The 11,653-nt window shown below is 47.0% G+C and carries 11 protein-coding genes; all 11 read right to left on the reverse strand.

The genetic code is table 11. The annotated features are described in order from the left end of the window. Nucleotides 1-91: 91 nt before the first annotated feature. Nucleotides 92-367: a 30S ribosomal protein S19 gene (rpsS, locus tag L2082_RS01260; protein ID WP_446009866.1), complete on the reverse strand. Its 276-nt coding sequence runs from the start codon at nt 365-367 to the stop codon at nt 92-94. A gap of 17 nt (nt 368-384) precedes the next feature. After that, nucleotides 385-1,221: a 50S ribosomal protein L2 gene (rplB, locus tag L2082_RS01265; protein ID WP_446009867.1), complete on the reverse strand. Its 837-nt coding sequence runs from the start codon at nt 1,219-1,221 to the stop codon at nt 385-387. Nucleotides 1,222-1,285: 64 nt separating this feature from the next. Beyond that, nucleotides 1,286-1,576 carry a 50S ribosomal protein L23 gene (rplW, locus tag L2082_RS01270; RefSeq protein WP_446009868.1) on the reverse strand — a complete coding sequence of 97 codons (291 nt, stop codon included), beginning with the start codon at nt 1,574-1,576 and terminating at the stop codon, nt 1,286-1,288. Further along, nucleotides 1,573-2,196, reverse strand: a complete 624-nt coding sequence (rplD, locus tag L2082_RS01275; RefSeq protein WP_446009869.1) for a 50S ribosomal protein L4 — start codon at nt 2,194-2,196, stop codon at nt 1,573-1,575. The genes rplW and rplD overlap by 4 nt, the downstream gene beginning before the upstream one ends. A 29-nt stretch (nt 2,197-2,225) precedes the next feature. After that, nucleotides 2,226-2,858 (reverse strand): 50S ribosomal protein L3, encoded by a 633-nt coding sequence (gene rplC / locus L2082_RS01280; RefSeq protein ID WP_446009870.1) that lies wholly within the window; start codon nt 2,856-2,858, stop codon nt 2,226-2,228. Between the two features lie 76 nt (nt 2,859-2,934). Next, nucleotides 2,935-3,246, reverse strand: a complete 312-nt coding sequence (gene rpsJ, locus L2082_RS01285; protein ID WP_331360101.1) for a 30S ribosomal protein S10 — start codon at nt 3,244-3,246, stop codon at nt 2,935-2,937. A 12-nt stretch (nt 3,247-3,258) separates the two neighbouring features. Continuing rightward, nucleotides 3,259-4,449 (reverse strand): elongation factor Tu, encoded by a 1,191-nt coding sequence (tuf, locus tag L2082_RS01290; RefSeq protein WP_446008856.1) that lies wholly within the window; start codon nt 4,447-4,449, stop codon nt 3,259-3,261. Between the two features lie 23 nt (nt 4,450-4,472). Continuing rightward, nucleotides 4,473-6,551: an elongation factor G gene (gene fusA, locus L2082_RS01295; RefSeq protein WP_446008857.1), complete on the reverse strand. Its 2,079-nt coding sequence runs from the start codon at nt 6,549-6,551 to the stop codon at nt 4,473-4,475. A 57-nt stretch (nt 6,552-6,608) separates the two neighbouring features. Further along, nucleotides 6,609-7,082 carry a 30S ribosomal protein S7 gene (gene rpsG, locus L2082_RS01300; RefSeq protein WP_446011367.1) on the reverse strand — a complete coding sequence of 158 codons (474 nt, stop codon included), beginning with the start codon at nt 7,080-7,082 and terminating at the stop codon, nt 6,609-6,611. Nucleotides 7,083-7,115: 33 nt separating this feature from the next. Further along, nucleotides 7,116-7,487, reverse strand: a complete 372-nt coding sequence (gene rpsL / locus L2082_RS01305) for a 30S ribosomal protein S12 (RefSeq protein ID WP_446008859.1) — start codon at nt 7,485-7,487, stop codon at nt 7,116-7,118. 108 nt (nt 7,488-7,595) lie between these two features. Then, on the reverse strand, nt 7,596-11,651 hold the full coding sequence (gene rpoC, locus L2082_RS01310; protein WP_446011368.1) for a DNA-directed RNA polymerase subunit beta': 4,056 nt from the start codon (nt 11,649-11,651) through the stop codon (nt 7,596-7,598). Between the last annotated feature and the right edge of the window lie 2 nt (nt 11,652-11,653).

Below are 11,653 nucleotides of genomic sequence, written 5' to 3' on the forward strand. Positions count from 1 at the left end.
CAGAGTTGCCCGACTCAACTTTCATGTTTATTTACCCCTCCCCTCAAGAGGAGGATAGGTGTTATTCGGAGCAGATAATTACAAGCTGCTTCTATCGCTTGCCTTTTCTGTCTGCTGCATGACCGTAATAGGTTCTGGTAGGAGAAAACTCGCCGAGCTTATGGCCGACCATATTCTCCGAAACATACACCGGAATAAATTTCTTGCCATTATGAACAGCAAAGGTAAGCCCCACCATATCTGGAATGATGTCTGAGCGTCTGGACCATGTTTTAATGACTTTACGAGACCCGGACTCCTGGGTCTGTTCCACCTTTTTCAACAGGTGCTCATCAATAAAAGGACCTTTTTTAATTGAACGTGGCATTGTAAAATTCTCCTGATTTACTTGCGCTTGGTTACGTTGCGCTTGGTCACGATATCGCGATCAGAACCTTTACGCTTCCGAGTCTTAAAGCCCTTGGTCGGCATCCCCCAAGGGGTACATGGATGTCGTCCACCAGAACTCTTTCCTTCACCACCTCCCATAGGATGATCAATGGGATTCATTGCCACGCCGCGAACTGAAGGCCGCCGTCCTTTCCACCGGGAACGTCCAGCTTTACCGAGTTTCTGGCTTCCGTGCTCTGAGTTTCCTACAGCACCGATGCAGGCTCGACATTGCTTGTTAAATTTACGAACTTCACCTGAAGGCAGTTTCACAAGAACATAATCACCTTCTTTTGCCATGAGCTGTGCTGCGGCCCCGGCAGAGCGAACCATCTGCGCACCTTTGCCGATTTTCATCTCGACATTATGAATAATGGTACCCAAAGGGATGCTACTCATTGGCATGTAGTTACCCGGCTTGATGTCCGCTTCACTGCCTGCCATCAAAAGATCACCAACCTGAATTCCGGCTGGAGCCAATATATACGACTTTTCACCGTCCGTATAGGTTAAAAGTGCAATATTTGCAGATCTATTCGGATCGTATTCAATTGTTGTAACCTTGGCCGCTATATCAGTCTTATTGCGTTTCCAATCAATGATGCGGTACCGGCGCTTACAGCCGCCGCCTCTATGCCTTGAGGTGATCCTTCCATAGTTATTTCTACCACCGGATTTTTTCAAAGGCGCAAGAAGGCTTTTTTCCGGTCCTTTATCAGAGAGATCGGACTGCAGAATCGATACATGATGTCTTTTGCCCGGTGATGTCGGTTTATGGGTCTTAATTGCCATTTTTCCTTCCGTTATCTAAAGCTTTACAGTCTTACTCGTCCAAAATAAAAAGGATTCGGTCTACCTACAGCTCAGCAAGAAAATCAATTTCACCTTCAGACAAAGTGATGTAAGCCTTTTTCCAGTCACTGGTTCTTCCGACAGATTTCAGCCCAACCCTTTTTTTCTTACCGCGCACCATAGAGGTTCTGACAGCAGCTACTTTCACATCAAATAATTGCTCAATTGCCTGACCAATCTCTATTTTATTTGCTCTTGGATCAACTTTGACAACAATTGTTCCGTCATCTTCCTGCAGACGACTGGATTTTTCGGTCAAACAAGGGCTCTTCACTATACTATGGAGTTCTTTCATACCATCAGCCTCGTTTCAAGCTGTTCCAGACTTGACTGGATTACCATCAATTTCGGATATTTTAAAATATCATACACATTCAGTCCGGCAACAGGTAAGGTCTTATACCCCACTGCATTGCGTACAGAAAGCTGAAGATTTTGACTCTCGTCATCAGTCACAATAAGACATTGGTCAAAATCAAAGTTTTTCATGACATTGACGAATTTCTTCGTTTTGGGTGCATCCATTGCAAACTTATCAAGGATAACCACATTACCTTCACCCATACGGGCAGAAAGAGCCATCCTGAGAGCTAATCGACGAACCTTTTTCGGCAATGAGTATTTGTAATCTCTCGGCTTAGGACCAAAGGTGGTTCCACCTCCACGCCATATCGGAGAATTATTACTTCCTGCCCTGGCCCTGCCTGTACCTTTCTGTCGCCACGGCTTGGCACCACCACCGCGAACTTCTCCTCTGGTCTTTGTCGAGGCGGTTCCCCGGCGTCTATTGGCACGCTGCATACAGACTACCTCATGGAGTATTCCTGTATCGACCTCGACACCGAACAAATTATCGTTTACTTCAATTTCCGCGACCTTTTCAGCCGAGGTATTCACTACATCACAAACTGACATGAGTATCTCCTTGCAGACACCTTAAGCACTTAGGCCTTGGTATAAATGCTGACCAAACCGTTTTTAGCGCCGGGGACCGCACCTTGAACCAGCAGGATGTTCTCATCTTCACGAACATCAACTACTGTCAGGTTTTTTACTGTTTTTTTATCAGTCCCCATGTGTCCCGGCAGCTTCTTTCCCTTGAGCACGCGTCCAGGATATGCACTACAACCAATTGAACCAGGAGCCCTAGAAAAACCAGAACCATGAGAGGCTTTACCACCTCCGAAGCCGTATCGTTTCATAACACCCTGATAGCCACGCCCTTTTGTCTTCCCGGTAATATTGATACGATCTCCTATCTTTACAACCTCAGCCAAAGTGATCTCCTGACCGATCTCATAGGTGTCCGGCTCAGTTACGCGAAATTCCCGGATGTGATAGTACCCGGCTCCACCTGATCGCTTAAAATGTCCGGCTTCGGGTTTGTTCAATCTGGACTCTTTTTTCTCCAAAAAACCGACTTGGATGGCATTATAGCCTTCCTTACCCACAGTTTTTTTCTGCAATACCTTACAGGGGCCAGCTTCTATCACGGTAACAGAAATTGACCGTCCCATTTCATTATAGACTCGGGTCATTCCAACTTTCCGCCCCAGTATTCCATTTGTATTCGGCATTTGTTTACCTGTATGCTAACTCTATTCAAAGCGATTCACGCTGATCTGATCTTTGGCACGTTGTAACAAAGAGTGGCTACGGCAGCTTGATCTCCACATCAACACCGGCTGACAGCTGAAGCTTCATTAATGAATCTATTGTCTGCTGGGTCGGCTCAAGAATATCAAGCAACCGCCGGTGAGTTCGCATCTCAAACTGCTCACGTGACTTCTTGTCCACATGTGGTGATCGTAATACTGTATACTTATTGATACTTGTAGGTAACGGAATCGGACCGGCAACTGTTGCACCGGTTCTTCTGGCTGTTTCTACTATTTCACGAGTTGACTGATCAAGTAACTTATAATCATACCCTTTCAGCCTGATGCGAATTTTATCTGTGGGGATCATGTTTTCCTCTTACTCAATAATTTCGCTGATCACGCCAGCACCTACTGTACGACCGCCTTCACGGATAGCGAAACGAAGTCCTTCCTGCATAGCTATAGGCGTTATCAATTCTCCCGTGATATGAATATTATCGCCAGGCATAACCATCTCCACACCTTCTTCAAGCGTACAAACGCCTGTTACGTCAGTGGTACGGAAATAAAACTGGGGCCGATAACCGTTAAAAAACGGGGTATGACGCCCACCCTCTTCCTTGGTCAGAATATAGCACTCTGCTTTAAACTTCTTATGCGGGGTGATAGAACCTGGCTTTGCCAATACCTGTCCACGAATGATCTCTTCACGCTTGGTTCCGCGCAGCAAAGCTCCGATGTTATCGCCAGCCTGTCCCTCATCAAGAAGCTTACGAAACATCTCAACCCCGGTAATGGTGGTCTTCTGTGTTTCGCGAATACCGACGATTTCTATCTCATCACCCACCTTAACTATACCACTCTCCACACGACCGGTTGCAACAGTACCACGACCGGAGATAGAGAACACATCCTCAACCGGCATCAGAAAGGGCTTATCAACATCACGCTCAGGCTGCGGAATCCAGGTATCAACAGCTTCAATCAGATCCCAGATACACTTGGCCTTTCCTTCATCTTCAGGGTGCTCCAGAGCCTCCAGCGCAGAACCTTGAATAATCGGGGTATCGTCACCAGAAAACTCATAGTTATCAAGCAACTCACGAAGCTCCATCTCAACCAACTCAATCAACTCTTCATCATCAACCTGATCGCATTTATTCAGAAAAACTACAATAGCCGGAACACCTACCTGACGCGCCAGCAGGATATGCTCACGAGTCTGCGGCATAGGACCATCAGTAGCAGCTACAACAAGAATTGCGCCGTCCATCTGAGCAGCACCGGTAATCATGTTCTTGATATAATCGGCATGACCAGGACAATCTACATGGGCATAATGACGCCCTGTGCTCTCATATTCAACATGAGCGGTTGCAATGGTTATTCCACGCTCTTTTTCTTCCGGTGCCTTATCAATAGCACTAAAATCTGTAAAATCAGCCTGCCCTTTGGTTGCCAGCACTCGTGTGATAGCCGCTGTCAGGGTAGTCTTACCATGATCAACATGACCAATGGTTCCAACATTGACATGCGGCTTCGTCCGCTCAAACTTCTCTTTAGCCATCTGCCTTACCTCTTGCTCTTAAATCAAACGCCTCGAATCTTATGTATAATGGCCTCGGCCTGTTTTGCCGGAACCTCTGAAAATGCCTTAAACTGCATACTGAAGGTTGCTCTTCCCTGTGTTGCTGAGCGTAGACTTGTTGAATAACCGAACATCTTACAAAGCGGCACACTTGCTTTCACTACCTGTACGTTTCTTTCCGCTGCAACCCCATCAACCTGAGCACCTTTTTTGTTTAAATCATTAATTACATCGCCCAGATTCTCATCCGGGGTCACTACTTCAACAGCCATAACAGGCTCAAGAAGAACTGGCTCTGCCTTTGCTACTGCTTCTCTGCATGCCAAGGTAGCCGCAACCCCAAAGGCCATCTCTGTAGAGTTCTCCTCATCATAGGAACCATCAACAAGCTGTACCTCCACATCAGTAAGAGGGTAGCCAATCAATGGGCCGGAATCAAAGGAATCACGAACGCCTTTTTCAACGGCTGCAAGAAACTCTTTTGGAATCTGTCTCTCATCAACGCAACTGATGAACTGCAAACCGGATCCCCGTTCTGATGGTTTTAACGCAAGAATAACATCTCCGTACTGTTCTTTTGCTCCGCCTTGGGTCTCAAAACGACCTTCCCCTGAAGCCTCGCAAGTAATTGTCTCTTTATAGGCAACCTGTGGGGTTCCCACATTGGCGGAAACCTTAAACTCTTTGATCAAGCGATCAACAATTATTTCTAAATGAAGTTCACCCATTCCAGAAATAATCTGCTGACCCGTATCTTCATTCAGGGTTATGCGAAAGCTGGGATCTTCACAGGCTATCTTCTCAAGACTTTCAGCTAGCTTGGCTTCATCAGCCTTACTACGTGCTTCAATAGCAACGCCAATAACCGGCTCAGGAAATTCCATGGTATCCAAAACGATATAGTCGCCAGCCGAACAAAGGGTATCACCTGTCATCGTGAATTTCAACCCAACAACAGCACCAATATCACCGGCACCAATCACTTGAACCTCTTCACGCTTATTGGCATGAAGCTTAATTAATTTTGCGATCTTTTCTTGTTTCCGCTTCAACGGATTAAAGACCTTATCACCGACCTTCAGCTCACCAGAATAGACTCTGATGAAAGCTAGATTGCCAATAAAAGGGTCTGATTGCAGCTTAAAAACCAAGCCACAAAATTTTTCACTCCGCTCCAGTTTGCGGACAAGCGGCGCACCGTTCTTGTCCTCCCCCTCAACCTGGGGGACATCTACGGGTGAGGGCAGGTACCAGACAACTGCATCAAGCAATGGCTGTATGCCTTTATTCTTGAAGGCAGAGCCACATAGCACTGGAACCAATTGCAAGGCGATCACTGCATCTCGCAACGCCTTGCGAATCTCACCGGGAGAGATCTCTTGCTCATCCAGATATTTTTCCATGATCCCCTCATCGAAGTCGGCCAACTTCTCGAGGAGCCTCATACGGGCGGCCGAAGATGTGCTTCTTATATCATCAGGAATCTCTTCTTCATGAACTGTTCCACCTTTGTCATCTTCATTATACCGATAAAGCTTCTGCTCTATAAGGTCGATAGTCCCAGAAAAAGTCTCTTCACTACCGTATGGCAGGGCAAGAACAACAGGATCAGCTGCTAGAGACTCTTCTATCTCTGCAACCACCTTGTCAAAATCTGCGCCAACACGGTCCATTTTATTTATAAAAGCGATGCGTGGTATACTATAACGATCTGCTTGCCGCCAAACCGTTTCCGATTGGGGTTCAACACCACCAACCGCACAAAACACAGCCACTACACCGTCCAGCACTCGCAGGCACCGCTCAACTTCTACGGTAAAATCGACATGACCTGGAGTATCTACAATATTAACCCGACAGCCAGCCCACTTGCAGGTTGTAGCAGCGGACGTAATAGTTATTCCGCGCTCCTGTTCCTGCTCCATCCAGTCCATAACAGCTGTGCCATTATGAACTTCGCCTATTTTATGAGAGCGACCCGAATAATAAAGGATCCGCTCTGTTGTTGTTGTCTTTCCCGCGTCTATATGGGCCATTACCCCAATATTACGCACACGGGATAACGCGCCACTATCAGCCACTGGTCACCCTACATGTTTTTTCTTAGCTTACCTACTCAGCCAAAAGAGAAACAGACGCTACCAGCGATAATGAGCAAAGGCTTTATTTGCCTCAGCCATTTTATGGGTATCATCACGCTTCTTTACGGATGCGCCTCTCTTATTATAGGCATCAACCAATTCAGCAGCGAGCTTATCAGCCATAGAACGACCGGAACGACTTTTCGCAAAACCGATAACCCAACGTATAGCCAAGGCATTACGACGGTCAGGACGAACCTCAACAGGAACCTGATAGGTTGCACCACCAACCCGACGACTCTTCACCTCAACTCTGGGACGAACATTTTCCATAGCTGCCTCGAAAACAGCCAAAGGTTCTTCCTCGGAAAGCTTCTCCTCTACAATAGCCATCGCATCATAAAACATACGGCGGGCTAAAGTCTTTTTCCCATTCAGCATCAGGCCATTTGTAAACCTGGACACCAAAACAGAATTATATTTCGGATCAGCTTCAACAGCACGCTTGCTTTGCAACTTCTTTCTCGGCATAGCCTTACACCCCGATCAGTATCACTATTTAAGTTATTTAGGACGCTTTGCGCCATACTTAGACCGGCCCTGTTTACGATCACTCACACCCAACGCATCCAACGTACCGCGCACAATGTGATAACGAACACCAGGCAAATCCTTCACACGGCCACCACGAACCAAAACAACGGAGTGCTCCTGCAAATTATGCCCTATCCCAGGTATGTACGAGGTAACTTCAATCCCGTTTGTCAACCTTACCCTTGCAACCTTACGCAAAGCCGAATTTGGTTTCTTAGGGGTCGTTGTATAAACACGGACACAGACACCACGCCTCTGCGGACAGTTCTGCAACGCAGGCGTATCAGAACGCTTGACCTGCTTCTTCCTTCTTTTTCTAACGAGCTGATTAATAGTAGGCATCTTTCCTTTACCTTTTCAATAATTTGTACACTACCTATCTGCACAAAAAGCAATAGGCAGATTATATATCATCTTTAACCAGGAGAGTCAAGACTAAAAAACACATATCTAATTAATTTTATATCTCGACAAACCTGTTCCTGCAGAAACCAGACGGCCCATAATGACATTTTCCTTTAACCCGTCTAAGGTATCCACCCTGCCAGCCATAGCAGCATTGGTCAGAACCTTGGTTGTCTCCTGAAAGGAGGCAGCTGAAATAAAGGAGTCTGTAGATAATGATGCCTTGGTGACACCCAGTAACTGAGGCTCGGCTGAAGCGGGCTGAAGCCCTTCTTCCATTATCCTTCTGTTTTCATCATAGAACATCCATTTTTCTGTCAACTGATCAAGCATAAATTTTGTATCGCCTGGGTCAGTAATCCGCACCCTCTTCAACATCTGGCGCACAATGGTCTCAATATGCTTATCATTGATCTTGACCCCCTGGAGACGATATACCTCCTGGATCTCATCAACAAGGAACTGAGCCAGCTCTTCCTCGCCTTTAATTTTGAGAATATCGTTAGGAAGAATTGATCCATCCATCAAAGCATCACCAGCCTTGACATAATCACCTGCATGTACGGTAACATGCTTGGCTTTTGGAATCAGATATTCTCTTGGCTCACCGGTTTCAGGGGTCACAACAACCCGGCGCTTACCTTTAAGCTCCTTACCAAAGCTGATTCGACCATCAATTTCCGTGACAATGGCCTGCTCTTTGGGTTTTCGTACTTCAAAAAGTTCAGCTACCCTGGGCAAACCACCGGTAATATCTTTGGTCTTAGTGGTTTCACGCGGAATTTTCGCTACCACAGTACCGGCTGGAACCTCATCTCCCTCATCAACGGCGATAATTGAGCCAACTGGCAGCGGATAGCGAGCATCATGCTCCACACCCGGCAGTTTAACAGTACGTCCCCTTCCGTCTTTGAGCGAAATTCTCGGGCTGGAATGCTTGGCAGTAGTAGCGTGAATAATAACCCTGGAAACCTTACCAGTTACCTGATCAACGCGCTCTTGCATGGTATCCCCCTCAATCACATCGCCGTACTTGATGCGACCAGCAGCCTCAGCAACAATGGGAATAGCAAAGGCATCCCAATCCGCAATCACCGTGCCAGGCTCAACTCTGGCACCGTCTGGTACCTTTATTTCCGCACCGTAAGGAACAGAAAACCGCTCTCGATTCACATCCTGCTCATCAACAACAGTGATCTCGGCATTGCGGTTCATAACCACTTCAAAACCTGCTGCATTAGTTACTGAATGCAATTCTTTGTAACGAACAATACCTGCACGTTGACTGCGAATTTCAGCCTGCTCAACAGACCGGCTTGCTGTACCACCAATGTGGAAGGTACGCATGGTCAACTGGGTACCTGGCTCGCCAATGGACTGGGCAGCAATGATACCAACAGCCTCACCAATATTCACCATATGACCGCGCCCCAGGTCTCGGCCATAGCACATAGCACAGACTCCGCGCCGTGATTCACAGGTCAGAACAGACCGAATCCGAACCCTGTCAATACCTGCAGCTTCAATGGCTTCAACTTTTTCCTCGGTGATTTCCTCATCCATCTCAACAATTATATCACCGGTTTGCGGATCAGCAATATCATCACTGGCAACACGGCCAAGGATTCGCTCACCAATACGAACAATAACTTCACCACCATCAAGAAGCGGCTCAGCAACGGTATAGCGCATGGTGCCGCAGTCCTTTTCCACAATAGTTGAGTCCTGGGCAACATCAACCAGGCGTCGGGTCAGATAACCGGAGTTCGCAGTTTTCAGCGCAGTATCCGCAAGACCCTTTCGAGCACCGTGAGTAGAAATAAAGTACTCCAGCACAGAGAGGCCTTCCCGAAAATTTGCCTTAATCGGGGTCTCAATAATGGCACCAGAAGGTTTGGCCATCAAACCACGCATACCAGCCAGCTGCCTGATCTGATCTTTGGAACCACGGGCACCAGAGTCAGCCATAATATAAACAGAGTTAAAACTCTTTAAGTCACGTAACTTACCTTCACTATCCCTAACGTAATCTACAGACATCTCTTCCATCATTTCCTGGGTGATTTTGTCTGTGGCCTTTGACCAGATATCAACAATCTTATTATATTTTTCTCCGTCTGTAATTAAACCGCCTGAATACTGTTCATCAACCTCGGCTGCTTTTCTCCCAGACTCTTCAACAAACTCTTCTTTGTTCACCGGAATCTTCATATCATTAATACAGATGGAGATTCCAGCTCTGGTCGCCTGTTCATAGCCCATATCCTTCAGGCGGTCAGCCAGAATAACAGTATCCTTGGTGCCAGCATGGCGATACGTATAATCGACAAGAAATCCCAATTCTTTTTTAGAGAGCTCTTTGTTGACCACAGCAAAGGGAATACTGTCAGGAAGCAGTTCACCAACGATTATTCTTCCAATGGTTGTTTCAACCAGCTCGCCTTTCAAACGGACCTTTACTCTGGCCTGGAGGTGGGCAGCATTATGATCATAGGCCATACGGGCCTCGTCAGGAGAGCTGAAAACTGCTCCCTCACCAGCAACGCCGTACCGTTCTCTGGTCATATAATACAGACCAAGAACTATATCCTGACTGGGAATAATAACCGGGCTGCCACTGGCTGGAGACAGAATATTATTGGTGGACATCATCAAAACCCTGGCCTCAACCTGGGCTTCCACAGACAGGGGCAGATGAACCGCCATCTGATCACCATCAAAGTCGGCATTAAAGGCAGAGCAGACCAAGGGATGAAGCTGAATAGCCTTTCCTTCAATCAGAACCACCTCAAAGGCCTGCATACCCAATCTATGCAGTGTCGGAGCACGATTCAGGATAACTGGATACTCACGTACGATATCATCAAGGACATCCCACACCTCTTTAGCACCTTTTTCCACCATTTTACGGGCACTCTTGATGGTGGTCACATAGCCCAAAGATTCAAGCTTATTATAGATAAAGGGCTTAAAAAGCTCCTGGGCCATTTTCTTGGGCAGTCCGCATTGATGGAGGCGGAGATGAGGGCCAACAACGATAACGGAACGACCAGAGTAGTCAACACGTTTACCCAACAGATTCTGACGAAAACGCCCCTGCTTTCCTTTGAGCATGTCAGACAGGGACTTCAGAGGCCGTTTATTGGGTCCGGTAATGGTGCGACCACGGCGTCCGTTATCAAAAAGAACATCCACAGCCTCCTGAAGCATGCGCTTTTCATTACGGAGAATGATATCCGGCGCATCCAGCTCAAGAAGACGTTTTAAGCGGTTATTCCGGTTAATGACCCGTCGGTACAGATCATTAAGATCAGAAGTGGCAAAACGTCCGCCTTCAAGAGGGACTAAGGGACGGAGGTCAGGGGGCAGGACTGGAACAACTTCCAGAATCATCCATTCAGGACGATTACCAGAATCACGAAAGGCCTCAACAACGTTCAAGCGCTTGCCAAGCTTAGTCCGCTTGGTGACTGATCCGGTCTCTTTCATCTCTTGACGGAGTTGAAGAGAGAGTTCAACCAGATCCAGTCCCTTGAGCATATCCTGAATAGCTTCAGCACCGATACCGACCTCAAATTCACCGGGAAACTGTTCCAGCGCTTCCTGATACTGTTCCTCATTAAGCAGGCTACCCGCTGGGATACTCTCCACATGAGAACGGACAACTGCATAAGATTCAAAGTACAGGATCCGTTCCAACTCCTTGAGAGTCATATCCAGTATTGACCCAATCTTGGTAGGCAATGACTTGAGAAACCAGATATGTGCAACCGGAGCAGCTAATTGGATATGACCCAGACGCTCACGACGTACCTTGGACTGAATAACCTCAACACCACATTTTTCACAGACCACACCACGGTGTTTCATGCGTTTATACTTCCCGCAATTACACTCGTAATCCTTCACAGGCCCAAATATCTTGGCGCAGAATAATCCGTCCCTTTCCGGCTTAAAGGTACGGTAGTTAATGGTCTCGGGTTTTTTTACCTCACCGTGGGACCATTCAAGTATCTTTGTCGGTGACGCAAGGGAAATTTTAACCTTGTCAAAAACAAGCGGCCCTTTCGGCTTGTTAAAAAAGCTGAACAGTTCTTCCACGA

The sequence above is a fragment of the Candidatus Electrothrix sp. genome (assembly GCF_052785085.1).